The sequence below is a fragment of the Tardiphaga sp. GW822-FHT04G09 genome (genome assembly GCF_058800725.1).
This window is the reverse complement of the sequence record NZ_JBXAMO010000007.1, coordinates 169,533-194,845: the sequence shown is the minus strand read 5'-3', so window position 1 is coordinate 194,845 and position 25,313 is coordinate 169,533. Positions and strand designations below refer to the sequence as shown.

Genomic DNA, 25,313 nt, shown 5'->3' with positions numbered 1-25,313 from the left:
ACGCCGGGGATCAGTTACCTAGCCGACCGGCTTCGCATATTGTTCGTCACTGACCTTTTCCATCCAGTCCGCGGTCTTGCCATCGAGGGCTTCCTGCATGGCAATATGGGTCATGCCGGTGGTCGGTGCCGCGCCGTGCCAGTGCTTCTCACCCGGTGGAATCCAGACGGTGTCGCCCGGCTTGATCTCGACGATCGGTTCACCCTCGGTCTGAAAGCGCCCGACGCCTGCGATGACGTAGAGCGTCTGCCCGAACGGATGGGTGTGCCAGGCGGTGCGTGCGCCGGGCTCGAAGCTGACGCGGAAGGTCACCAGCCGCGCCGGCGCTTCCGCGACAATGACCGGGTCCTGCCAGACCGTGCCCGTGAAGTATTCCTCTGGCGCCCTGTTGGTCGGGCGCGAACCTGCGGGAAAAAGCTTCATGGCACGGTCTCGCTGTTGCTGTGTAAGTTACTTCTTCGACGCGGCGTAGCGCGCCTTGGTCTCGGCATTCATCGGATAGAGGCCCGGAAGCGTCGCACCGTTGTTCACCTCGTTGACGATCCACGCTTCCATACGCTCCTGCTCGGCGCCTTCGGCGAGGATCAGATCGAGGAATGCCTTCGGGATCACGACAGCGCCGTCCTGGTCGGCGACGATGACGTCGTCCGGGAAGATGGCAACGCCGCCGCAGCCGATCGGTTCACCCCAGCCGACAAAAGTCAGACCGGCGACCGACGGCGGCGCGGCATAGCCGTCGCACCACACTGGCAGATTGGTGCCGAGCACGCCTTCGATGTCACGCACCACGCCGTCCGTGATCAGCGCAACCACGCCGCGCTTCTGCATGCGGGCGCAGAGGATGTCGCCAAAAATGCCGGCGTCGGTGATGCCCATGGCGTCGACCACGGCGATGCAGCCTTCCGGCATGGCTTCGATGGCGGTGCGGGTGGAGATCGGCGACGACCACGATTCCGGAGTGGCGAGATCCTCGCGCGCCGGGACGAAGCGCAGGGTGAAGGCCGGACCGACGAGACGCGGCTGACCGGGACGCAGCGGCTTGGCACCGCGCAGCCAGACATTGCGCAGGCCCTTCTTCAGGAGAACGGTGGTGATGGTCGCGGTGGTGACCTTCGACAGGGTGGCAATGGCTTCGGGTGTCAGGGACATGCGCAGGGCTCTTCAGGTCAGAGGATGCAGGACGTTGGACTTGCGGCGGCGCATCTTGCGGTGGAATGCCAGCGCGTCAAGGGCTGCTGCTTCAAAGCGCCATGCAATGTCGTGAACCGTCTGCGATCAGCCCGGCTTATCGCGAACATGCGCATTAATTTATTGAAGATGCACGGTTATTTTTAGATTGCGAATTCCACTCGCCGGTAAAACGCGCTATACATGGTTGTCCAATACTGACGTTGTGAGGCCATGGTCGCAACTCTCCCCCCGCCCCGCATCCTACCGTCAGGCGATGCAGCCATCACCGTCGAATTCAGCCGTACGATCGACGAGGAAGCCAACCGCCGGGTGCTGGCGCTCGACAAACTCGTCGCATCGGCCGGCCTCGCCGCTGTCACCGAAACTGTACCGACCTATCGCTCCCTGCTGGTGCACTACGATCCCCTGCAGATCGGCTTCGAGGCGTTGGGCGACGCACTCACCGAACTGGCGCTCAAGCCGTTGCCCGAGGCCCAAGCCGCGCGGCGCTGGCGCATCCCCGTGGCCTATGGCGGCGAGAACGGCATCGATCTCGAAGACGTCGCGAAGGCGCTGAACATCACGCCGGACGAAGTCGTCGCGCGCCATGTGGGCGGCGACTACAAGGTGGCGATGATCGGCTTCACGCCGGGCTGGTCCTATCTCAGCGGGCTGCCGAGTTCGATGCAGATGTCGCGCCGGCAGAATCCACGGCTGCTGACGCCGCCCGGAACGATCTCTATCGGCGGCATCCAGACCGGCGTGCAATGTCTCGCGGGCCCGAGTGGCTGGCATCTCCTGGGGCGCACCGCCGTGCGGACCTATCAGCTCGGCCGCGATCCGACATTTCTTCTGGAGCCTGGAGACGCCATCACTTTCACCGCGGTCGATGAGAAGACATTTGCCGAGCAGGACCGCGCGGCCGAAGCCGGTGCATTCATCGCGGAGCTGATTGCGCCATGAGCAAGCTCATCGTCACATCCGTCAGTCCCGGCACGTCGGTTCAGGACGTCGGCCGGTTCGGCGCACAGCGCTATGGGCTTGTGCCGTCCGGTGCGGTTGATCGACTGGCCATGGCCGCGGCCAATGCCCTGCTCGGCAACCCGCTGTTCGCAGCGACCATTGAACTCGGTCCGTTGAACTCGGTCTTCACCGCCAAAGGCGGCGCGGTGCGCGTGTCGCTCACCGGCGCGGCGCGGCCGGCCGATATCGCGGGCACGCCATTCAACGTCAATACATCCGTCACGCTGGCCGACGGCGAGAGCCTCAATCTCGGCGTCGCCCGCGCCGGCACCTTCGGCTATCTCGCCATCGAAGGCGGCGTGCGCGGCGAGCCGATGTTCGGCAGCCTGGCCGTGAATGCCCGCGCCGGTCTCGGCAGTCCCTATCCGCGCCCGCTGCAGGCCGGCGACGAATTGCTGGTGGCGGCTGCGAGCAGCGCCAACGAGAAGCGCATCGACCTGCCGGCGCCTGTCGAAGGACCGATCCGCGTGGTGCTTGGCCCGCAAGATGATGAATTCGGCGGAGCCAGGGAACTGTTCCTGAACAGCGAGTGGAAGATCTCGGCGACCAGCGACCGCATGGGCTATCGCCTTGAGGGGCCGGTGATCAAGCATCTCCACGGCCACAACATCGTCTCCGACGGCACGGTTAATGGCAGCATCCAGGTGCCAGGCAACGGCCAGCCTATCGTGCTGATGCCCGACCGTGGCACATCGGGCGGCTATCCGAAAATCGCGACCGTGATTTCGGCGGATCTCGGCCGGTTCGGCCAGACCCAGCCGGGCCGCGGTTTCCGCTTCAAGGCGATCACCATGGCGGAGGCGCAGGCGGAATACCGCGCCTTCGCCGAACTGCTGCAGAGCCTGCCCGGTCGTGTCCATGATTCCAACATCCTGATGCTGGACATCAAGGCGTTGCTGTCGGCCAATGTCGCCGGCGTGGCCGTCAGCGCGACCGACGACAATACGTGGCAGACACTGCAGACGGCAGACGCGCAAGACTGATTTGGAACCCTACCTACGAAAGAGCACGACCATGGCGACCATCGATCTGAACTGCGACCTCGGCGAAAGCTTCGGCATGTGGGAGATGGGCAACGACGCCGCGATGATCGATCTCGCGACGTCAGTGAATATCGCCTGCGGCTATCATGCCGGCGATGCCGACGTGATGCGCAAGACCGTGCAGCTCGCCAAGGCACGCAACGTCAAGATCGGCGCGCATCCGGGCTACCGCGACCTGCATGGCTTCGGCCGCCGGCCCATCGTCGGTCTCACCGCACTGGAGATCGAGAACCTCATCGCCTATCAGATCGGCGCGCTTCAGGCGATTGCCGCCATGGAAGGCTACAAGGTGACCCATGTGAAGGCCCATGGCGCGATTTCCAACGTCGCCTGCGAGGACGACATGACTGCCCGCGCCATCGCAGCCGGCATCAAGGCTGTCGATCGCAATCTGACCTTCGTGGTGCTGGCGAATTCCAAGCTGGTGACTGCCGGCGAAGCCGCCGGTCTGCCGCTCGCCCATGAAGTGTTCGCCGACCGCGCCTATGAGGACAACGGCAACCTCGTCTCGCGCAAGAAGCCCGGTGCGGTGTTGCATGATCCCGTCATGGTCGCTGACCGCGTCGTGAAGATGGTGCAGGACGGCGCTGTCACGTCAATCACCGGCAAGGTGATCAAGATGAAGATGGACACCGTGTGCATCCACGGCGACACGCCCGGCGCGGTGGAGCTGGGGCGGCATGTGCGCGATGGATTGAAGGCAGCAGGGATTGAGGTCGCGCCGTTCAAGACGGCGCTTTAGAACTCCATCGTCATTCCGGGGCGCGCGCGACTTCGCAAGCGCCCCGGAAATGACAGTGAATTCATCACCTGTCGTTCAACATCCCCTCATGCGGCAGCCCCTCGATCGGGCATTCCTCCACACCCACAGTCTTGCGCGTGATCGCCTCGACATTCTCCCGCGCCTTATCGGGATTGTTCACCCAGGTCGAATAGAAATCGAACGGACATGCCGCGACGCCCTTGTTGCTTTCGCCGGAATTGATCGTGCCGGTGTAGCCGCGATGCAGCAGCTTGAAGAGATGGTTCTCCGATTGTCCGGTGCGTCGCGCGTCGCGGATCAGTGATTTCGACAGAGCCGCATATTGAATGCCGTAATCTTCCTCGCCGCATTCGCCGAGGGTGCGGCCATCGAAACCGATGATCGCTGAATGTCCGAAGTAGGAATACACGCCGTCGAAGCCTGACGCGTTGGCCACAGCAACATAAGTGTTGTTGGCCCATGCCATCGCCTTGGCCATCAGCACCTGCTGATCCTTGGCGGGATACATGTAACCCTGACAGCGCACGATCAGTTCGGCGCCCTTCATCGCGCAGTCCCGCCAGATTTCGGGATAGTTGCCGTCGTCACAAATGATCAGCGAAATCTTCAGGCCCTTCGGCCCCTCGGAGACATAAGTGCAATTGCCGGGATACCAGCCTTCAATGGGCACCCATGGCATGATCTTGCGATATTTCTGAACGATCTCGCCCTTGTCGTTCATCAGGATCAGCGTGTTATAGGGCGCCTTGTGCGGATGCTGCTCGTGTCGCTCGCCGGTCAGCGAGAACACGCCCCAGACCTTGGCCTTGCGGCAGGCTTCCGCGAAAATCTCGGTTTCCTCGCCGGGTACGATCGAGGCGGTCTCGTACATTTCCTTGGAGTCATACATGATGCCCTGGGTCGAATATTCCGGAAACACCACCAGATCCATGCCGGGCAGACCGGACTTCATGCCGACGATCATGTCGGCGATCTTCTGCGCATTGGCCAGCACCTCGGCCTTGGTGTGCAGCCGCGGCATCTTGTAATTCACGACGGCGACGCCGACCGCGTCCTTGCTGGATGAAATATCGCCGTGATGCATCGCGCTGATCTCCCGTTGTCAGGCGATGGTGGGCCGCCGGCGGGAGACCGGGAATACGTGGATTTACGGATGTGCGGGTTGTGGCTCTGGCGACAGCGAGACATCCTCGATGCAAACACTGTCATGCCCGGGACAAGCCCGGGCATGACAGTGTTTAAGTAGCATTGCCGGGTCTGGATCGAGAGGCTACAAGCCCGCACCCTTCCCGATGGCATCGTTGAACGATCGATCCACGATCGCATTGGCATCGAGCCTCTGCTTGATCAGGCCGCTGCGCAGATAGAGATCGATGGTCTTCTGCTCGTCGGCGACGACGCCGTCATCGACCGGCGCGATCCTGATCTTGGCGCGGGTCAGCCAGTTCAGCGACACCGACGGCGCCACGTTCATCAGCTTGCCCCAGGTCTGCGCATAGGCGTCCGCGTTCTTCAGCGCCCAGGCGCGGGCTGCGGTGAGGCGGCGGAGATAGTCCTCGAGCTCGGCATGCTTGTCGCGGATGGCATTCGGCGTCGCCACGACAAAGCTCAGCCCCGATGTCAGGCCCTCGGCATTGAGCAGGACGCGCGACTGGAACAGCACCTCTTCCTGGCTCACATAAGGCTCCCAGGTCGACCACGCATCGACTGACCCGCGGGTATAAGCGACCTTGGCGTCAGACGGCGCGAGGAACACGATCTGCACATCACTCGCCGTCCAGCCCTTCTGCTCCAGCGCGGCCAGAATGAGCTGATGCCCGATCGAGCCGCGGCCGGTGGCGATCTTCTTGCCCTTCAGATCGTCGAAGCTCTTGATCGTCGAGTCCTTCGGCACCAGCACGGCGAGGCCATCGCCGGTCTGCCGGATCGCGCCGATTGCCTTGACCGGCACATTGGCCGCCGCAGCAAAGGTGAAGGGCGCATCGCCGACCAACCCGCTATCGAGCGCGCCGGCACCGAGCGCCTCCAGCAGCGGCGCTGCCGCCGCGAACTCCTTCCACTCGATCTTGTAGGGCACGTCCTTCAGCACGCCGGATGCTTCCATCACGGCGCGCGCATTACCCTTCTGGTCGCCGACGATCAGCGTGGTCTCAGCGCGAGCAGAAGTGGCAAAAGCCGCGAGGATCAGACCGGCGGCGAGAACAAGCCGTTTCATGCTGCGGCCACTCCCTTGGCGGCGTCACGCGCCGCAATCAGTTCGCGGGTGCGCGGGATCAGTTCGCGGCCGTAATCGATGGCATCGATCAGGGGATCGAAGCCGCGGATCAGGAAGTGGCTGACGCCGAGATCGTAGTAATCGGCGAACACTTCGGCGACCTGCTCGGGCGTGCCGACCAGCGCCGTGGTGTTGCTGTTGGCGCCGGTGAGCGCCGCCATCTCGGTCCACAGCCGCTTGTCGATGCGGGTGCCCTGCTCGGCCAGCGCCAGCAGACGCTTCGCGCCGGCGGTGGCATGGCCATCAGCCGGCTTGCGATAGCCGGTCTTGTCCTGCAGCGCGGTGGCGCGGGCGAGAATGTCATCGGCCTTGGCCCAGGCCTTCTCCTCGGTGTCGGCGATGATCGGCCGCACCGACAGGCTGAAGCGCGGTGCCGGGCGGCCATATTTCGCCGCAGCGGCCCGCACGCGGCCGGTGACATCGCGCACCTGCGCATAGGATTCACCCCACAGCGCAAACGTATCGGCATGCTTGCCCGACACGTCGATGGCCGCATCCGATGCGCCGCCGACGAACACATGGATCGGCACGGTGGGCTTCACCTGCGAGAAGCCGCCTTCGACCTGATAGTATTTGCCGGCATAGTCGAATGGTTTCTCGCTCGTCCATTCCTGTTTGATGATGTCGAGCCACTCGCTGGTGCGCGCGTAGCGCTCGTCCTTGTCGTCGAGCGTATTGCCGTCCTGCCGCAGCTCCTTGGCATTGCCGCCGGTGATGACATGCAGCGAGACGCGGCCATTGTGGAAATTCTCGATGGTGGCGAGCTGGCGTGCCAGCACCGTCGGTGCGGTGAAACCCGGACGCTGCGCGATCATCACCTTCAGTTTTTCGGTGACGCCGAGTGCATGCTGGGCGACCTGCAGGCCGTCCGGCGTGGTCGAATGGAAGGCGAGCAGCGCGCGGTCGAAGCCGGCAAGTTCATGCGCCTTCGCGACAGTTTCGATATAGCCGGGATCGAGCACCGGACCGGAGCGGACACGGGTTTCGGATGCGTCATTGTTGGTGATGAAGCCGATGAATTCGACGGACATGGTGCTCTCCACTTCCTGCTGTTGTTCAGATGCCGAGCGCGAGGCGCCCGGCGAAGATCTTGGTGCTGTCGTCCTGCGGCGTGTGCACGCGGCCACACAGCACATCGCGATAGTGACGTTCGAGCGGATTGGCACGGGTCAAACCGTGATTGCTGGTGAGCGACAACGCGTCCTCGACAGCAGCCACAGCATTGTTGGTGACATTGAGTTTCAGGATATTGGCCTCGACCGACGTCAGCGCGATGCCCTCGTCGATATCCCGTGCAAACGTATCCAGCAGTCGCGCATTGACCGCGAGCTTCGCCTCGATGCCGCCGACGATCTCCTGTGCCCGCGGCAGCGTCGCCAGCGGCGCGCCCAGGCTCGACGGCGTGCGGGTCTTCAGAAAATCGATCAGCCAGTCACGCGCAGCCCGCGCCACGCCGTCATAGACCGCACCGACCAGCACGGCCTGGATGGTGGACTGCGCGATATCAGGCGGCCCCCATTCGCCCGGGCGTCGCACGTCGATCTCGTTAGCCAGCGGGACGACCACATCGTCGAACACAACGTCATGGCTGCCGCTGGCGCGCAGACCGAGATGATCCCAGGTCTCAATGATCTTTGTGCCCGGCAGACCGGCCGGCACCAGAAAGACGCCGACGCGTACGTCGGGCTCGTCCGTCTTGGCCCATACAGTGTACCATTTGAGGATCGGCGACCCCGTCGAATAGATCTTGCGGCCGGTAATGCGCCAGCCTTCGGCCGTGCGCTTCGCAGTGGTTTGAGGCAGTCCGCCCCGCGATGGCGATCCCTGGTCGGGCTCGACGCGCAATGCGTTGATCAGCGCAAGGCCATTCACGGCGTCGCGCGACACGCGTTCCGACAGATGCGCGGGCCAGCGGCCACTCTTCGCGATCACCAGATGATGGATATAATGCATCGCCAGCACGAGGCCCGTGGCAGCGTCGGCCTTGCCGACCGCGCTCACAACGCGCGCAGCCTCGCGCACCCCGGCACCCGCGCCGCCCAGCGCCTTTGGCACCGGCAGCGCCAAAAGGCCCGCCTCGGACAGTTCCTGAAAATTCTCGACCGGAAAGCTTGCGGCACGATCGTGCAGCGGTGCGCGCTCGGCAAAGCCCGGCGCAAGTAAATTGACCCGATCGATAATGCTGGGAACCGCGTCCATATCGTACTGCTTTCGGCTTCTCTGACCCTAGAGAATGCCGTTCGGCAGGCGTTACAAGCGGTACCCGGAAATAACGACAGCGGGACTGATGGGCGTCAGACCCGCAGGTGAAAATTCTCCCTGGCGGCCTCAGGTGAGAATTTTATTCGCGCGACTTTGAAGCCCAATTCAGGAATCTGCCGCCACCTGCCGGCTGCCGGCGATATGGCTGGTAAGCCTTTGCGTGACCTCACGCCGCAACACATTGAATTCGGGCGATGCCACGTCGCGCGGGCGCTGCAGATCGACCTCGATTTCGCAATCGATCCGGCCCGGCCCCGCCGACATCACGATGACGCGATCCGCCAACATCACGGCCTCCTCAACCGAATGCGTCACGAAGATCACGGTAAGGCCGGTGGTGCGCCAGATCTCGACGAGTTCCTCCTGCAGCTTGCTGCGGGTCAGCGCATCGAGCGCGCCGAACGGCTCGTCCATCAGCAGCACGTCGGTGTCGTTGCTCAGCACCCGCGCGATCGCAACGCGTTGTTTCATGCCGCCGGAGAGCTGGTGCGGGTAGCGATCGGCAAAGGCCGTCAATCCCACCATGGCCATGAACTTGTCGGTGAGTTCGTCCACGACCTTGCTCGCGACACGGCGATGTTTGGGGCCGAAGCCGATATTGTCGCGCACCGTGAGCCACGGAAACAGCGCGTAATCCTGAAACACCATGCCCCGATCTGGGCCCGGCTTATCGACCGGGAAGCCGTACATGGTCACGGAGCCCTGGGTCGCTGTCTCGAAGCCGGCGACGATGCGAAGCAAGGTGGACTTGCCGCAACCGGACGCGCCGAGCAGGCAAACGAACTCGCCCTTGCGGATGGTGAGGTTGACACCACCAAGCGCTTCGACCGGGCCGTTGGAAGCCTGATAGATTTTCCTGACGTCGCTGACCTCGAGGATATCAGGCGCAATTATGGTTGGTCGATCAAGCATGATGCTGTGGGCTCCACCGGAGGAAGTAGTTGCTGAGCATCAGCAGGATACGATCGGACACGAAGCCGGTGATGCCGATGATGATCATGCCGGTGATCACGAGATCGGTGCGCGACAGCGTGCGGCCGTCCATGATGACGGCGCCGAGGCCTTCGGGCACGCCGGTCATCTCGCCGACCACGATCAGGATCCAGGCGAAACCTGCGCCGAGACGAAGCCCGTTGAAGATGCTCGGCAGTGCCGCCGGCAGCACGACCGAACGGAATTGCTGGGCGCCGCTGCAGCCGAGCATCTCGGCAGCCTCGAACAGCCTGATATCGACGGAGCGCACGCCGAATACCGTGTTGAGCAGGATCGGAAAGAACGCGCCTAGGAATACCAGGAAGATCGCCGCGCGCGGGCCGAGACCAAAGAAGATCATCGACAACGGCAGCCATGCCGTCACCGGGACCGGTCGCAGGAGCGACAGCGTAGGGTCGAGCAACTTGCGCAGCAGTGGCATACGCCCGATCATCAGCCCGAGCGGAATGCCGACCGCCGCGGCACAGAGAAAGCCGCTATAGACACGCTGCACGCTTTTCCAGAAATGGATCGGCAGGCTGGCGCTGTAGGCGTCGTCATAGATTCCGCCGAAAGCGAAATCCCACATCATCACGGCCACTCCATAGGGCGACGGCACCAGCCGCGTGCCGGTCCAGCGCACCATGACGTCCCAGATCACCATCAGGCAGACGGGCACGATCAGCGCGAGCGAGACTGTGCGGGCCCGCTGCAGGCCCTGCCCGCGCTTCCTGGCTGCAAGCCCCGGAGGCGTCTCCGCCGCTGGCGCAAGCCTGTTGGACGTATCGTCCATCGTCGTTTGCAAACTCACGATGCGCTCACGTGGCCGCCAGCGCCTTCACGAAGCTCGCATCGATAAAGGTTTTATAGTCCGGCAACTGCCGGATCTGCTTCTTGGACAGCATCTGGCCGCCGTAATATTCCGCCTGCTTCATGAACTGGTCGTCGATATTCCAGGTCAGCTCCACATTCGGCGCGGCCTTCTCGATCGACGGCTTCTGCTGACCGAGCTTCTGCATCGCAATGGCGATGAAGGCTTCGCGGTCCTTCATGGCATATTCGCTGGCCAGGCGGTGGGTCCTGAGCAGCGCCTTGATGAGTTCGGGGTCTTTCTCGATCAGTTCGCGGCGCGTAGCCAGCACCATGTTCAGCGAACCGGTCGGCGTGGTGTAGGGATATTCAACGATCTGGCCGACGCCATTGGCGAGGCTGATGCCAGGCCCGGGCTCGGCACCCACATAGGCGTCGATGTCGCCGCGGGCGAGCGCCGGCGCCATGTCGCTGAATGAAAGACGTACGGACTCGACGTCCTTTACCGTCATGCCTTCCGCGGAGAGACGATCGAGGATCACGACTTCCTGGGTCGAGCCCGGCAGGATGGCGACTTTCTTGCCCTTCAGGTCCTTGATCGTATTGATCCCGGAATCCTTCTTGGCCACCACGGCCATGCCGCGATTGCAGGCAGATGCGATGACGACGACCGGCTCACCATTGGCGCCGCCGAGCGTCGCAGCGGCGAAGCCAAAGATGCCGAAATCGACCGTGCCGGTCACGACGGCATTCTTGCCGTCCGTCGGGGTCTCGAACGGGATCACCTCGAACTTGACGCCTTCTGGCGCGAATTTCTCGTAGAAATACGGTGTAACGCCGTGAATCAGCTTCAGCGTTCCAATCTTGACCACGCGGTCGGCAGCGAAAGCCTTGATGCTGGTCGTGGACAGCGCCGCGGCAATGGCCGTCAGGCGGATGAAATCGCGTCGGTTGGTGCTGTACATGTCATTCCCTTGGGCTGAACCGCATGTCAGCCCAAAAGGAATGCAATAACCGTGCCTCGTATACAGCTATCGGTGGAGCGCGCGCCCGCCCGCAACGGATCATATTCGGGCGGGGCTCACCATGTCGCATCGAGTCCCAGCAGCCCCAGGATCTGTCGTCGCAGCTCGGCGAGATGCGGATCGCCGCGATGGCGCGGATAGGGTCTGTCGACCGTGATGTCCGCCATCACCCGTGCCGGACGATCGCTGAACACGATGACACGATTGGCGAGAAACAGCGCCTCCTCCACGTCATGTGTCACCAGCAGCGCCGTGAAGCCGTTACGTTGCCAGAGCGAGACCAGTTCGGCCTGCATGGTGATCCGTGTCAGCGAATCCAGTTTGCCGAGCGGCTCATCGAGCACAAGGATGCGCGGATCGTTCACCAGCGCCCGCGCCAGTGCCACGCGCTGCGCCATGCCGCCCGAGAGCTGATGCGGATAGGCCTTCTTGAATGCGCCGAGGCCGACGAGATCGATGGCCGCATCGACGCGGTGACGCTGCGTCTTCAGCACGCCCTGCGCTTCCAGCCCGAGCGCGACATTGTCCCACACCGTTCGCCACGGAAACAGTGTCGGATCCTGAAAAACGACAACGCGGGACGGATACGGCCCGGTGATGACCACGCCATCCTCTTCCAGCGTTCCCGCACGCGGCGGCTCGAGACCGGCGACCAGACGCAGCAATGTGGACTTGCCGCAGCCGGAGGGACCGAGCAGCGCCACAAACTCGCCCGGTGCAACACTGATGCTGACATCGTCGAGCACCGGCAGCACGCTGCCATCGATATCGAAGGCATGGCTGACGCTCTTGATGTCGAGCGACGCGCCGGTCGCTGCGGGCTGAAACGGTTTGACCAGCGCTACCATTTGACGACTCCCTTCTGCCAGACCAGCAGGCGGTCGCGCACCTTGAACAGCAGCGTGATCGCACCGGAGCACAGCAGCGACATCACAATCAGCGCCGCATACATGTTGTTGTAGGACGCCCAGCCCTGCGCCCATTGCAGATAGAAGCCGAGCCCGGCCTTGACGCCGATCATCTCGGCCACGACCAGCACCGCGAAGGACGCGCCGAGCCCCATGAACAGGCCGACAAAGACATGCGGCAATGCTGCGGGGATCGCGACCTTGGTCACCAGGAAGGACGGTTTGGCGCCGAGCGTCCGCGCGACGTCGTAATAGGCAGTGCTGACACTGGCTACGCCCGACCAGGTCAGCACCGTCACGGGAAAGCCGGTGGCCAGCGCGATCAGGAACGTGCTGGCGCTCCAGGCCGACGGGAACGTGAAGAACGCGATCGGCAGCCAGGCCGTCGCCGGCAACGGTCCGATGAAGCGCAGGATCGGATGGACCCAGTAGCCGGCGAGCCGCGACCAGCCGATGGACACGCCCGTGAGGAAACCCACGGCCGCGCCGATGAAATAGCCGCCGAGCTGCAGCTTCACCGAGGCGAAAGCGCTGTCCAGCAGTTTCGGCAGGTCATCGGTATAGACCTCGACGATCGACTGCGGCGGCGGAAAGAACGGCAGCGGCAGCCAGCCGAATTTTGCCGTCGCAAGCTCCCACAGCGTCAGGAACGCTCCCAAGGCAAACAGCCAGGGCGCGCGCCGCTGCACGCCATCGCCGAATTTGCCGAGCGCCGCCTGCGCCGTGGTTGCTATCGCGATGCCGGCGGCAATCGCGAATGCGGCGTAAGCGACGGCCTCGCTGCGCGGCCAGTCACCTATATCCGGCCAGTACAGACATGACAGGCCGAAGGCCAGCCAGGCGAGCCCTGCCCCGATCCCCGTGATGCTGAAACGGAGCTTGCTGACGAATTGCAATCCGCCATCGCCGGCAATCAGCGCGGTTTCGCGATCAGCGCCAAGCGGCGCAATCTCAGACGCGGAATACGTCGGCATAGATGCGCTCCGCGAATTTGGTGGTGTCGGTGCCCGGTTTGAACACCGAGACAGTCTTGAGATCGTCGGCATAGGATTTCAGCTCGCGCTTCAGCGCGTCGCCGACCGGATGATGATGATGGGTGTGATACTTCACCATGCCCAGCAGATCCTCGATGGTCGCATTCTTCGGCGCATAGGGCTGGAATGACTTCGCCGCCTTTTCGGGATTCTGTGACGCGAACATTGCTGCATCGAGCAATGCCTGCGTCAGACCGCGCGCGACCTGCGGATCGTCCCGCAGCAGGCTGCCGCGCACGCCGACGATGCAGCAACTGATATCCTTGTAGGGACCGTCGAGATTGGAGCCGACTTCCTTCAGCTCGCCGTCCTTGAGCCAGAGATAGGCCAGCGGATCGGATGCCAGCCCGATCTGCGCCTCGCCCTTCTCCACGGCGAGCCGTACCAGATTGCCGGGATATTGCCGCCACTCGACATCCTTGTCCGGATTGAGTCCGGCCTTCGCGAGCTGGATCGAGAAGAAGTTTTTGTCGGGCCCGGCCATATCGCCGACCGCGATGGTCTTGCCCTTGAAATCGGCGACGCTCCTGACCTCTGACTTCGCCGGCGCCAGTGCGCGCAGGCAGCCACCATGGGTGCCGGCGACGATCTTGACGTCGAAGCCCTGCTCCAGCGGCTTCAGCCAGCGCAGCGCCATACCCAGGCCCGCATCGGATTTTCCGGTAGCGATGGCTTCGAGAAGCTGGTCCGTCGAGCCGCTATAGTTCACCAGTTCGACGTCGAGATTCTGCTTCTGGAAGAAGCCGTGATCGATGGCGACCGGCAGCGGCGCAAGGCAGACCGCGCCGGCATTCCAGGAGAGCTTCAATTTGCGCGGCGCGCCGGTGAGCGCAGGCGCCTCCGATGCGGTCCTGCAGATCGGAAATTCGGAGAAATCAATGGGTGACGCCTGCCGAAACGGAAAGGCCTGCGCGCCCCATACGCCGAGCGGCGCGGCCAATGCGGCTGCAGCGCCGGTGCGCAGCAGCGACCGGCGATCCATCAGCGGCTTGCGGTTGTGATCATCGTTCGACATCTGGTCTCCTTGCGATCGGCACAGCGCTGCCCATGGCCACAACGCATGGTGTTGCGGCTCGCGCTGATGCGATGGTCAATGTTTTGAGTGGAAGCTCAGCCGTGAGAGTCCGACGACTCCCGCCCCTGTGATTACGATGGTACGAGGATGCGCAGCGCGGCGACTTCGGTCAATAAAATGGAATTTTGAATGTCGCGCAGGATGGAGAGATTATCTCCAATGCAATCGGCTCTGAGAGAGGAAGGGATTTAGCGGCGTACAACTATTCTACGCATTCGCATTTCAGCAGCACTGTCATTTCTCGGCGCCGTCGTCCACCTGCGCCGGACGACATGGAGGCGTTACGCCCCCTTCGCCTCAATATACGTCGAGCTGGAAACGCCCCTTCTTCTTCAGCTCACTGACGAACATCACCGCCTCGTCGGTCGAGCGCGCGCCGTGCTGGGCGGCGATGTCGACCAGAGCCCGTTCGACATCCTTGGCCATGCGCTTGGCATCGCCGCACACATAGACATGGGCGCCTTCGGCGAGCCAGGTCCAGACGTCGCGGCCGACCTCGCGCATGCGATCCTGCACGTAGAACTTCTCTCCGGCATCCCGCGACCACGCCAGCGACAACCGTGTGAGGAAGCCCTCGGCCTTCATGCCATTGAGTTCGTCAGCATAGAAGAAATCCGAGCCGCTGCGCTGATGGCCGAAGAACAGCCAGTTCTTGCCCGGCGCCTTGGTGGCCTTGCGGTCATGCAGGAACGCCCTGAACGGCGCAATGCCGGTGCCCGGCCCGACCATGATGATCGGCGTCTCCGGGTTTTCCGGCAGCGCAAAGCCATGTGCCTTCTGGACATAGACCTTGAGTTCGTCGCCGGGCTGGATGCGATCGGCAAGGAAGCTCGAGGCGAGACCATGCCGCTTGCGCTTGCCGACCATGTACCGAACGATATCGACGGTCAGCGAGAGTTTTCCGGGCGTGGCGTTGTGCGATGACGAGATCGAATAGAGTCGCGGCTGCAACGGCTCCAGTGCCTCAACGAAGGCTTCCGGATGCGGGCGCACGCTGGAGAACTTCTGCAGCGCCGCCATCACGTCGAGCATCGCTGCATCGCCATCGGGATCCTCGCCCTGCGCCAGTGCGCGGGCCTTGGCGCGTAGCGTACCGCCGGTGAGATAGGACATCAGCTCGAACAGGCTGTCCGGTGCCGGCGCCAGCGAAACATCAAACTGCAGCACCTCACGCAGGGTCTTGCCGCGCACTTTCGTCGTGTGCGACGCGCCGAGCAGTGCGATGATCTGGTCGACATGGCCGAGATCGTTAGACGCGAAGATGCCGAACGAGTCGCCGACGACATAATCGAGCCCGCAGCCGGAGAGATCGAAATCGATATGCCAGGTCTCTTTCTCGGAGCCCTTGCCGTTGAGCAGACGGCGCCCGATAAATTTTGCCGGCGCGGGATTGTCACGCGAGCGGCCGAGCGTCGATGGATCGGGCGCCGCCACTTCGGCAGGCTCTGCAGTTGCCGGCTTCACCGGGGCGGGCGCAACGCCAGCGGGTGCCTTGTCGAGCTCCTCATAGAGCGACTTCAGCATCCGCGCGGTTTCCTTGCCGCCGGGCACGCACAGGTTCAGGCGTGCTTCGGCCTTGGTGGCAATCGCATCGGAATAGTCGTTGCAGTTATAGCCGCATTGGCCGCAATCCTGCTGCGCCATCGCCGCCATCATCTTGCGGCGGACCGGCTTGCCTTCGGCGAGCTTCATGCGATCGGCGATCGGCATGGTCTGGTCATGCCAGGGCGCGCCGTCGTCGTCTTCCATGATGGCGGCGCCCTGCTCCGCCGAGAGCGGCGTCGCCGGCGCATCGGACAACAGGCCGGCGAAGAAGCCGTTCAGCCAGGAGCGTTGCGCTTCGGAGAACGGTGCAGACGATGGAATGATTTCGAGTTTGGGGGGCGGCGTCATCTGGTTCATGCGGACACCTGTTCGTCAGCGAGCTCGCGCAGCGCCGCGCCGTCATGGCGGCGCGCGAAAGTCAGGAAGGTCTCATCCGGCGATGTGCGATTGGCGAGGTAGGCCTTCAGCAGGCGCTCGACGACGACGGGCGCGTCCTCGGACCTGACGTTCTGATAGACCTCCTGCCCGATATCGGCCTGCGGCCCGAAGCCACCGCCGGTGAAGATGTGGAAGCCGTCTACGGTGTCGTCACTGTCCTCGACCGCGACGCGCGCGCCGATCATGCCGATGTCGCTAATGTAATGCTGCGCGCAGGAATGATGGCAGCCGGTGAGATGGATGTTGATCGGCGTATCGACCTCGACGCGCGTGTCGCACCACGCGGCGATGTCCGTCGCTGTCTGCTTGGTGTCGGCATTGCCGAACTTGCAAGCAGCTCGGCCGGTGCAGGCGATCAGGCCGGCGCGGATCTCGGTGGTCTTGATGGCAAGGCCGAGTGCCTCGATGGCCGCAGTCGCCAGCGCGACATTCGCGTCTTTCACACCGGGGATAAGCAGGTTCTGCCACACAGTGAGACGGATATCGCCATCCCCGAGATCAGCGGCGATCTTCGCGAGACCGCGCATCTGATCTGTCGTCACCTTGCCCAGCGGCAGCACGACGCCAATCCAGTTCAGGCCTTCCTGTTTCTGTCGGTGCACGCCGATATGCGCCGTGCGATCGAAGCCTGGGCGGGGCAGCAACGCGTCCGCCGGAACGCGGGTAAACGGCGCGCCGAGCTTCTCCTCGACCAGGGTGAGGAACTTCTCCATGCCCATGCCGTCGATCACATATTTCAGCCGCGCCTTGAGCCGGTTGGTGCGGTCGCCAAGATCGATGAAGACGCGGACGATAGCGTCGGAGACCTTGGTGGAATTCTCCGGCTTCACGATGATGCCGGTATCGGTGGCGAAATCCTTGTGGCCGGTGATGCCGCCGATCCCGAGCTTGAACCAGACGCCCGGTTCGACGCCGAATCCGTCCTTCACCTCGACCGCAGCGAAGGCGATGTCGTTGGTATCCTCCAGCACGGCGATCTTGCCGGCGCCGTCGAAAGCCACGTTGAATTTCCGCGGAAGTCCGGTGAGCGAGCGATCGTTGAGAATGTGATAGTGCCACTCGCGCGCATAGGGCCGCGTATCCAGCAATTCCTGCGGATCGATGCCGGCGGTCGGCGTGCCGGTGACGTTGCGGATGTTGTCAGCCCCGGAGCCGCGTGAGCACAGACCGAGATCCTGGATCCCCTCGATCAGCTTCACGGCATTCTTCGGCGGAATCTCGCGCACCTGCAGATTGGCTCGCGTGGTCACATGCGAGAACGGACCGCACAGCGCGTCACTGAGATCGGCAAGACCCGCAAGCTGCCAGTGCTTCATGATGCCGTTCGGGATCCGAAGCCGGCACATATAGGAGTCCTGCGTTGGCCCCACATAGAAGATGCCGTAATAGCGCCAGCGGAAATTGTCGGCCGGCGACGGACGGGCGTCCGCAAGCGCCTGCGCTTTCAGGCGTGGATAGGCGTCGAACGGATGTTCCTCGCGCTTCCACTTCTCCTGGTCGACCAGCTTCCTGCCCGCCGCGATGGTGCGGTCCTGCGCCTTGATGTGGGGCGCATCCGGTCCGGTCGGTTCAACATTCGTCTTGCCTACCGTCCCGCCGCCGAGGCCCTTGCCGACACGGCTGATCTGCAACCCGGTCGAAAAGCCTTCAAGGTAGCGCTTCTGTTCGTCAGTGAAGTCGACGGAGAGCGTTTCGATTTTCATGCGCGCGACGAAGCTCCTGCGGGCCACAACGTGGCTTCAACGGGGATACGGATTGTGACCGCACAGGATCAGGTCAGCGCATGACGCCGGCTTTGGATTCTGGGAACGGTCCGATCAGCCTCGTTGCTGCGGAAATCCATCTGGGACTGGCCGGCGGACATCAGCGGTCGCCGGCTGGTTAGAGACATTCAAGTCTCATGCCAAAATATCGCGGGTAAAAATCGTCGGAAAATCAGCGCATTGGCTAACGCATCGGGCACACCCGCCCGCGCGTTGCCAGCATTTTGCACCGCACGCTCAATATTTAGACGGCAGCGGGGATTGCTGCCGTCCAGGCGTCAGGCCATGGCCGATCTAGGGTTTCGCCGTCAGATCGGCAATCCCGTCATCGAACACACGCGTTTGCCGAAGCATGTCCTCGATTCCATCGACCGCAACACCAAGATCGACCTGCGACGTATCGATGACCAGCTCGACCGCCTCCGGCGCCTGATAGTCATTGGCGATACCGGTGAAGCCCGGCAAATCGCCGGCGCGGGCCTTGGCGTAATGCCCCTTGGGATCGCGCTGCTCGCAGATCTCCGCCGGAGTCGCGACATAGATCTCGCGAAATGCAGTATCGACCGTGCTGCGGGCCTCGGCGCGATCGCCGCGCGAGGGTGAAACAGCCGCGACGATGGCGATATGACCGTTGCGGGCGAGATGACCGGCCATCTCTGCCAGCCGCCGGACATTCTCGCTGCGATCGGCGGCGGAGAAGCCGAGGTCGCGATTGAGTCCGGCGCGCAGCGTGTCGCCGTCGAGCAGGATCGGCGAACCGCCTTTGGCGAACAGACGGTGCTCCAGCGCCCGCGCCAGCGTCGACTTGCCCGATCCCGGCAAGCCCGTGAACCACACTACCGCGCCTTGATGGCGGTAGCGCGCCGAACGTTCCTCAGGCCGCAGTGCCGACTGCACCGGCACGATGTCTGACGACACCGCACGCTGTCCGGCATCGGCCGAGAGCACGAGGCCACCACCCGCGATACGGCCGTTGACCTCGATGACGAGGCGTCCGGTTCGCGGATTGTCGACGTAGCGATCGGCCGCGACCGGCTGCGCCAGCGCAATATCGATTTCACCGACGTGATTACGGGCGATTTCTTTCGTCTCGACACTCGCCAGCTCGCCGGGATCGATCGCCTTTTCAATCGCGACCACGGTAGCCCGCACTTCCCGCACACCAAGCCGAAGCAGGATCGACGATCCCGCTGTCAGCGGCTGGTCGTGCAGCCAGAAGATCCGCGCACGCAGCCGCCTTGTGTCGCGCGGTTCTGCGCCAACGTGAGCGATCACATCGCCGCGCTCGACGAACAGTTCGCGGTCCAGCGTGATACCGACGGATCGCCCTGCCCCGTATTCGCCTTTCAGCGGCATCGCCGACCAGCGCTCCACGCTCTTGATCTTCGCCCGCTTGCCGGCAGGCATGATCACGACGTTATCGCCAACCGCCAGATGGCCGGCCTCGATGCGCCCGGCGACAATGCGGCGATCGTCGAACTTGTAGATCGCCTGCACCGGCAGTCGCAGCGGCAATTCATCAAGCGCGAGCGCCGGCGTCAGTGCATCGAGCGCACCTACAACGGTCGGTCCGCGATACCAGCCGATACGGTCGGTATGGGTGGCCACACCATCGCCGTCCCGCGCCGAAATCGGAATCACCGCGGCGGGCGTGACGCCGAGTTCGATGAGATGCGCCGAGATTTCGTCGCTGATCGCCTGAAAGCGAGCGGCGCTGAAATCAACGCGGTCCATCTTGTTGACGACGACGGCGACCTGTCTCACGCCCAATAGATGCAGCAGATAGGCATGGCGCCGGGTCTGATCGCGCACGCCTTCCAGCGCATCGATGATGAGCACGGCGCCATCGGCCTGCGACGCGCCGGTGATCATGTTGCGCAGAAATTCGGCGTGGCCGGGCGCGTCGATCAGAATGACGTCGCGCAACTTGGTGCGGAAGCGGATCTGCGTGGTGTCGATGGTGATGCCCTGGTCACGCTCGGTCTGCAACGCATCGAGCAGGAACGACCATTCGAAGGGCATGCCGCGCCGCGCGCTGACCGCTTTCAGCATCTCCAGCTTGCCGTCCGGCAGGCCGCCGGTCTCGTGCAGCAGTCGGCCGACCAGGGTCGACTTGCCGTGATCCACATGGCCGACGATGACGATGCGCAATTGCGGACGTGTGGTGCCGTTGGGCATCCCGAGCGAAACCGGGTTGACGGGTTTGGTCATGGCATCACCTCTTAGAGATAGCCGGCGACGCGCAGTCGCTCGAAGGCATCTTCGGTCTCGTGATCGAGTGCGCGGCCGGCGCGCTCGGGCACGGTGGTCCCGTCGAGCTCGATCAGGATTTCGGCGATCGTGCTGGCAGTGGACGCGACGGGATTGGTGATGTCGGCATCGCCCAGCGAGCGGTAGCGCTTGCCGTCCTTGGCCAGATACAGCGGAATGATCGGGATGTTTTCCCGCGCCGTGTACGCCCAGATGTCGGCTTCGGTCCAATGCAGGATGGGATGAATGCGCAGATGCGCGCCGGGCGGCGGCGAAGCGTTGAACTGATCCCAGAATTCCGGCGGCTGATCGCGCACGTCCCATCCGCCTTCGACGCCGCGCGGCGAGAACACGCGCTCCTTGGCACGGGTCGCCTCTTCGTCGCGCCGGATGCCGGCGATCAATCCGTCGAAACCGTGCTTGGCAAGCGCCAGCTTGAGCCCTTCGGTCTTGCGCGCCGCGGATCGCGCCGCCGGCGGCAGCGTCGGGTCGACGCTGTCGATCGACGGGCAGTATTCGATGGTGAGGTCGAGTCCCCACTCATCCGCGTATCGATCGCGGAACGCGTACATCTCGGGAAACTTCTTGCCGGTATCCACATGCAGCGCGGGAAACGGCACGCGACCGAAGAACGCCTTGCGCGCCAGCCAGATCATCACGTTGGAATCCTTGCCGAGTGACCACAGCAAGGCCAGCTTCTTCAATCGCGCGAAGGCTTCGCGGAGAATGTAGATGCTCTGTGCTTCCAGTTGATCGAGGTGATCCATCGACGCGACGTCGGATCGGACGCGCTCAAGATTGGTTGACGTCATACGCCTTCTCCAAACCCTCAAAACCGCCGTGAGATTCGTCCTTGCTCGCGAGGCGGGCATGCTCGGAGAAATTGCATCTCTGGAACTGGATTTGCGGAGTTAAAAAATCTAAACTGCCTTTGTTGAATAGAAAGAATATACTTCTATTCAATGGCGATAAATAACTGATATATAGAATCTTATTCCAGTCAAGCTGGAGTTGCTCAGGAGTGTGTGATGTCGCCGCCGCAAGCCACCGCAAGTGCCGATGAATGGGACCGGACGCTGCAATCCGCCTCGCCGGCCGAGGTGGTCGCCGCAGCGCTGCGTCTGGTGGGCCGCGATCAACTCGCACTGGTGTCCTCGTTCGGCACGGAGGCGGCGGCGCTGCTGAAGGTAATGGCCGATGTCGACACCGCCATTCCCGTATTGTTTCTCGACACTGGCTGGATGTTCGAGGAGACCCTTGCCTATCGCGATCAGCTGATCGCGACGCTGGGCCTGCGCGACGTGCGGACGATACGTCCCGCAGCGGACGCGCTCGCTGCTCACGACAGTGACGGAGACCTATGGTCATCCGATCCCGATAGCTGCTGCCGTATCCGAAAGGTCGAACCGCTGGCACATGCCCTGGCGCCGTTCGGTGCCTGGATCAATGGCCGCAAACGATTTCAGGGCGGATTACGCGCGGCCATCCCGGTGGTCGAGACCGATGGCGACAAGCTGAAATTCAATCCGTTCGCCAATGTGGAGCCGGACGAGATCAGGCTGATCTACGCGTCCGCAAACCTGCCGCCGCATCCGCTCGTCGCATCGGGCTTTGCCTCGGTAGGCTGCATGCCCTGCACGACGCGCACCTCACCCGACGAAGACCCGCGCGCAGGCCGATGGCGCGGCCGGGCCAAGACGGAATGCGGCATCCACAAGTCGGCGAGCTGACGCAGCCGCTACGACTTCATATGCGCGATTTCGAACGCAGCCAGATGCGCCGCGATATTATCGGGATCGAACGCCGGGCCGGCAAAGGCACCGACCCCATCCGGCACGTCGCTGCTGGCGCTTGGCGCGATCCCCAGCGCCGCATCGTAGAGATCTGGCCGGAAGACCGCCTCGGCGGTCTTCTGCGCTTCCGGGCTGATAGAGGCCTGCCCCCAACGCACCATCTGCGCATAAAGCCACGTCGCCTGGCGCGGGTCGGGACGCCCCGCCCCTTCACGGCCGACCAGCAGATAGCGGCCGCTCTCACGCATGGTGCCGTCAGGTGAAATCTTCAGCCGGCCATCCAGCGTCCGCAACAAGACCTCCGGCGAGACGCCGATATGTTCGGGCTTGGCCAGAATGGCCGCGGTCTCGTCGCGATTTCCTGGGGCCTCGATGAAGGCCGCGGCCTTCACATGCGCACGCGTCAATGCGGCGACGGTGTCCGGATTCTTCTCCGCCCAGGCCTGCCGGACCGCCAGCACCTTCTCGGCAGCGCACAGCAGGATGTCGGAGACGAAATGCAGGATGTGGCCGACGCCGAGATCGACGGCGACCGAATTCCACGGCGCGCCGACGCAGAACGCGTCCACGTGACCATTGGCGAGGCTGTCCACCATGTAAGGCGGCGGCAGCACCACGAGGCGCACGTCCTCGTCGGGATCGACACCGCCGGCCGCCATCCAGAATCGCAGTTGATAGTTATGGGTCGAGAACGGAAACGTCATGCCAAAGGTCAACGGCTCGGCGCCGGCCTTGCTGCGGGCCGCCACCACACGGCGCAGTGCCTGCGCAGTGGCCATCGGATCGGTGGGATTGCCATCCAGTTCAGCCATCAATGCGGCATGCAGAGCCGGCGAGACCGTAATGGCGTTGCCGTTGATGCCGAGATTGAACGGCGCCACGATCGGCACTTTCACATGCCCGAGCCCGAGGCTGGAAGCGATGGCAACGGGCGCCAGAAGATGCGCCGCTTCGAACAGGCCGATGTTGAGCTTGTCGCGGACATTCGACCACGACACTTCGCGCACCAGCGTAACGTCCAGCCCTTCGGCCCTGGTGAAGCCCTTGTCGACGGCGACAATCAACGCGGCGGCATCGACCAGCGGAATGAAACCAATACGAAGCGGGTGATCGGTCATTTCAGCAACTCCGCTGCGGTGACGATCGACTGTGCGATCTCACCGATTTTCTTCTTCTCGCGCATCGCCGTGGATCGCAGCAATACGTAAGCCTCTTCTTCCGTGAGGCCCTTGACCTTCATCACGATGCCCTTGGCGCGGTCGATGATCTTGCGCTCCTCCAGCGCCGACTTGGTGCGCTCGAGCTCGTCCTGCAGTTTGGAGAAGGCATTGAAACGGGAGATGCAGAGATCGAGGATCGGCTTGATCCGCTCCTTCTTCAGCCCGTCCACGATGTAAGAGGATACCCCTGCCTCGACTGACGCCCGGGCCGCCTCGGCGTCGCTCTGGTCGACGAACATCGCCACCGGCCGGCGCACCGCGCGGCTGACCTGGAACATTTGTTCCAGCACGTCACGGCTGGGGTTTTCCAGGTCGATGACGATGACGTCGGGGTCCAGGGCGTAGATCCGGGCGAGCAGATTGTGCATTTCCCGGATGTGCTGGACGTCGATATAGCCCGCCTCCCGCAGCCCTTCCTCGAGGATCGCGGCCCGAATCGGGCTTTCGTCGACAATGACAATTTTGGGCGACTGGTCGGCAGCCATCGGGCACTCACAGGGATGCGGAATACCCATAGCACGCCCGCGCACGGCTTAAAGCCTTGTAATTATGGGCAAATGGGACTACCTGCTGCCTCTCAATCAGGCAGATCGAACATGCAACAGGCCGCCGCGCCGAAAATCTCCTTTGTGTCACTGGGATGCCCGAAGGCCCTGGTGGATTCCGAGCGCATCATCACGCGCCTGCGGGCCGAAGGTTACGAACTCGCACGCAAGCACGACGGTGCCGACATCGTCATCGTCAACACCTGCGGCTTCCTCGACAGTGCCAAGGCGGAGTCGCTGGGCGCCATCGGCGAAGCCATGGCGCAGAATGGCAAGGTCATCGTCACCGGCTGCATGGGCGCCGAGCCCGAGCAGATCGAAGCCGCTTATCCCAACCTGCTGTCGATTACCGGCCCTCAGCAATATGAGAGCGTGCTCGACGCCGTGCACCGCGCGCTGCCGCCGGTGCACAATCCGCATATCGATCTCGTGCCGCCGCAGGGCATCAAGCTGACGCCGCGGCACTACGCCTATCTGAAAATTTCCGAAGGCTGCAACAACCGCTGCACCTTCTGCATCATCCCGAAGCTGCGTGGCGATCTCGTCTCACGCCCTGCCAACGAAGTGCTGCTGGAGGCTGAGAAGCTGGTGAAGGCCGGCGTCAAGGAATTGCTGGTCGTGTCGCAGGACACCTCCGCCTATGGCGTCGATATCAAATATGCCAGCAGCCCGTGGAAGGACCGTGAGGTCCGCGCCAAGTTCTACGATCTGGCGAAAGAGCTCGGTGAACTCGGCGCCTGGGTGCGGCTGCAATATGTTTACCCGTATCCGCATGTCGACGAAGTCATCGGCCTGATGAATGCCGGCAGCAATGTGCTGCCCTATCTCGACATCCCGTTCCAGCATGCGGCTCCCGAGGTGCTCAAGGCGATGAAGCGCCCGGCCGCGCAGGACAAGACCCTCGCCCGCATCAAGACGTGGCGCGAGATGTGCCCGGATCTCACACTCCGCTCGACCTTCATCGTCGGCTTCCCTGGCGAGACCGAAAGCGACTTCCAGTATCTCCTGGACTGGCTGGAAGAAGCGCAGATCGATCGCGTCGGCGCGTTCAAATACGAGTCCGTGGCGGGCGCGACCTCCAATGCCATCGCCAATGCGGTGCCCGAAGAAATCAAGCAGCAGCGCTGGAATGCACTGATGGAGCGCCAGCAGAAGATCTCCGCGCGTCGCCTCAAGCGCAAGGTCGGCACCCGGCAGCAGATCATCATCGACGAGGTCGGCCCGACCGTGTCGAAGGGCCGCTCGAAGGCCGACGCTCCCGATATCGACGGTTCGGTCTACATCACCGCACGCCGGCCGCTGAAGGTCGGCGAGATCGTCACGGCGAAGATCGAGCGCGCGGATGCGTATGATCTGCACGGGACCGTGGCGGGGTTTTAATAAAAGTGCCGGCGGCGGT

General features: G+C 63.2%; 23 protein-coding genes. 5 read left to right on the top strand and 18 right to left on the bottom strand.

The annotated features are described in order from the left end of the window. Window positions 1-18: 18 nt before the first annotated feature. Window positions 19-423, bottom strand: a complete 405-nt coding sequence (locus AC1RLZ_RS15305; protein WP_493189287.1) for a (R)-mandelonitrile lyase — start codon at window positions 421-423, stop codon at window positions 19-21. Window positions 424-450: 27 nt separating this feature from the next. Further along, window positions 451-1,149 (bottom strand): ribonuclease activity regulator RraA, encoded by a 699-nt coding sequence (locus AC1RLZ_RS15300; protein WP_493189286.1) that lies wholly within the window; start codon window positions 1,147-1,149, stop codon window positions 451-453. Between the two features lie 252 nt (window positions 1,150-1,401). On the opposite strand from AC1RLZ_RS15300, the gene pxpB reads away from it, so the two are divergent. Genes pxpB through AC1RLZ_RS15285 form a run of 3 tightly spaced genes read left to right on the top strand, consistent with a single transcriptional unit; the run spans window position 1,402 to window position 3,978 of the window. Further along, the gene (pxpB, locus tag AC1RLZ_RS15295) at window positions 1,402-2,133 is read left to right on the top strand and encodes a 5-oxoprolinase subunit PxpB (RefSeq protein ID WP_493189285.1); all 732 of its coding nucleotides are present in this window, start codon (window positions 1,402-1,404) and stop codon (window positions 2,131-2,133) included. Next, window positions 2,130-3,176 (top strand): 5-oxoprolinase subunit C family protein, encoded by a 1,047-nt coding sequence (locus tag AC1RLZ_RS15290; RefSeq protein ID WP_493189284.1) that lies wholly within the window; start codon window positions 2,130-2,132, stop codon window positions 3,174-3,176. Before pxpB ends, AC1RLZ_RS15290 begins: the two co-directional genes overlap by 4 nt. A gap of 31 nt (window positions 3,177-3,207) precedes the next feature. Beyond that, window positions 3,208-3,978, top strand: a complete 771-nt coding sequence (locus AC1RLZ_RS15285; protein WP_493189283.1) for a LamB/YcsF family protein — start codon at window positions 3,208-3,210, stop codon at window positions 3,976-3,978. A gap of 64 nt (window positions 3,979-4,042) precedes the next feature. On the opposite strand, the gene AC1RLZ_RS15280 is transcribed toward AC1RLZ_RS15285, so the two are convergent. The 14 genes from AC1RLZ_RS15280 to cysD all read right to left on the bottom strand — a co-directional run bounded on the left by AC1RLZ_RS15280 (window position 4,043) and on the right by cysD (window position 21,168). Next, the gene (locus AC1RLZ_RS15280; RefSeq protein ID WP_493189282.1) at window positions 4,043-5,083 is read right to left on the bottom strand and encodes an aliphatic amidase; all 1,041 of its coding nucleotides are present in this window, start codon (window positions 5,081-5,083) and stop codon (window positions 4,043-4,045) included. A gap of 186 nt (window positions 5,084-5,269) precedes the next feature. Then, on the bottom strand, window positions 5,270-6,214 hold the full coding sequence (locus tag AC1RLZ_RS15275) for an ABC transporter substrate-binding protein (protein ID WP_493189281.1): 945 nt from the start codon (window positions 6,212-6,214) through the stop codon (window positions 5,270-5,272). Next, window positions 6,211-7,305, bottom strand: a complete 1,095-nt coding sequence (locus AC1RLZ_RS15270) for an LLM class flavin-dependent oxidoreductase (RefSeq protein WP_493189280.1) — start codon at window positions 7,303-7,305, stop codon at window positions 6,211-6,213. Before AC1RLZ_RS15270 ends, AC1RLZ_RS15275 begins: the two co-directional genes overlap by 4 nt. A 25-nt stretch (window positions 7,306-7,330) precedes the next feature. After that, the gene (locus tag AC1RLZ_RS15265) at window positions 7,331-8,473 is read right to left on the bottom strand and encodes an acyl-CoA dehydrogenase family protein (protein ID WP_493189279.1); all 1,143 of its coding nucleotides are present in this window, start codon (window positions 8,471-8,473) and stop codon (window positions 7,331-7,333) included. A 168-nt stretch (window positions 8,474-8,641) separates the two neighbouring features. Beyond that, window positions 8,642-9,448 (bottom strand): ABC transporter ATP-binding protein, encoded by an 807-nt coding sequence (locus tag AC1RLZ_RS15260; RefSeq protein ID WP_493189278.1) that lies wholly within the window; start codon window positions 9,446-9,448, stop codon window positions 8,642-8,644. Continuing rightward, a complete protein-coding gene (locus AC1RLZ_RS15255) occupies window positions 9,441-10,319 on the bottom strand; it encodes an ABC transporter permease (RefSeq protein WP_493189277.1) in 879 nt (292 codons plus the stop codon). The genes AC1RLZ_RS15260 and AC1RLZ_RS15255 overlap by 8 nt, the downstream gene beginning before the upstream one ends. 7 nt (window positions 10,320-10,326) lie before the next feature. Continuing rightward, window positions 10,327-11,283, bottom strand: coding sequence for an ABC transporter substrate-binding protein (locus tag AC1RLZ_RS15250; protein ID WP_371423320.1), 957 nt, complete (start codon window positions 11,281-11,283; stop codon window positions 10,327-10,329). 116 nt (window positions 11,284-11,399) lie between these two features. Next, a complete protein-coding gene (locus AC1RLZ_RS15245) occupies window positions 11,400-12,191 on the bottom strand; it encodes an ABC transporter ATP-binding protein (protein WP_493189276.1) in 792 nt (263 codons plus the stop codon). After that, on the bottom strand, window positions 12,185-13,225 hold the full coding sequence (locus AC1RLZ_RS15240) for an ABC transporter permease (protein ID WP_493189275.1): 1,041 nt from the start codon (window positions 13,223-13,225) through the stop codon (window positions 12,185-12,187). The genes AC1RLZ_RS15245 and AC1RLZ_RS15240 overlap by 7 nt, the downstream gene beginning before the upstream one ends. Continuing rightward, entirely contained in the window at window positions 13,203-14,300 is a 1,098-nt protein-coding gene (locus AC1RLZ_RS15235; protein ID WP_493189274.1) for an ABC transporter substrate-binding protein, read from the bottom strand. Before AC1RLZ_RS15235 ends, AC1RLZ_RS15240 begins: the two co-directional genes overlap by 23 nt. A 357-nt stretch (window positions 14,301-14,657) precedes the next feature. Next, entirely contained in the window at window positions 14,658-16,262 is a 1,605-nt protein-coding gene (locus tag AC1RLZ_RS15230) for a sulfite reductase subunit alpha (RefSeq protein WP_493189273.1), read from the bottom strand. Further along, the gene (locus AC1RLZ_RS15225) at window positions 16,259-18,046 is read right to left on the bottom strand and encodes a NirA family protein (RefSeq protein ID WP_493189272.1); all 1,788 of its coding nucleotides are present in this window, start codon (window positions 18,044-18,046) and stop codon (window positions 16,259-16,261) included. Before AC1RLZ_RS15225 ends, AC1RLZ_RS15230 begins: the two co-directional genes overlap by 4 nt. Before the next feature lie 354 nt (window positions 18,047-18,400). Continuing rightward, on the bottom strand, window positions 18,401-20,317 hold the full coding sequence (cysC, locus tag AC1RLZ_RS15220) for an adenylyl-sulfate kinase (protein ID WP_493189271.1): 1,917 nt from the start codon (window positions 20,315-20,317) through the stop codon (window positions 18,401-18,403). An 11-nt stretch (window positions 20,318-20,328) separates the two neighbouring features. Beyond that, window positions 20,329-21,168, bottom strand: a complete 840-nt coding sequence (gene cysD / locus AC1RLZ_RS15215) for a sulfate adenylyltransferase subunit CysD (protein ID WP_493189270.1) — start codon at window positions 21,166-21,168, stop codon at window positions 20,329-20,331. A 216-nt stretch (window positions 21,169-21,384) separates the two neighbouring features. On the opposite strand from cysD, the gene AC1RLZ_RS15210 reads away from it, so the two are divergent. Then, a complete protein-coding gene (locus tag AC1RLZ_RS15210; protein ID WP_493189269.1) occupies window positions 21,385-22,086 on the top strand; it encodes a phosphoadenylyl-sulfate reductase in 702 nt (233 codons plus the stop codon). 8 nt (window positions 22,087-22,094) lie between these two features. Here the strand turns inward: AC1RLZ_RS15210 and AC1RLZ_RS15205 are convergent, their stop codons facing one another. Beyond that, complete coding sequence (locus AC1RLZ_RS15205; protein WP_493189268.1) at window positions 22,095-23,267, bottom strand: CmpA/NrtA family ABC transporter substrate-binding protein; 1,173 nt, start codon at window positions 23,265-23,267, stop codon at window positions 22,095-22,097. After that, entirely contained in the window at window positions 23,264-23,854 is a 591-nt protein-coding gene (locus AC1RLZ_RS15200; protein ID WP_493189267.1) for an ANTAR domain-containing response regulator, read from the bottom strand. The genes AC1RLZ_RS15205 and AC1RLZ_RS15200 overlap by 4 nt, the downstream gene beginning before the upstream one ends. A gap of 111 nt (window positions 23,855-23,965) precedes the next feature. Between AC1RLZ_RS15200 and rimO the strand changes: the two genes are divergently transcribed. After that, window positions 23,966-25,294: a 30S ribosomal protein S12 methylthiotransferase RimO gene (gene rimO / locus AC1RLZ_RS15195; protein WP_493189266.1), complete on the top strand. Its 1,329-nt coding sequence runs from the start codon at window positions 23,966-23,968 to the stop codon at window positions 25,292-25,294. The last annotated feature ends 19 nt before the right edge of the window (window positions 25,295-25,313 follow it).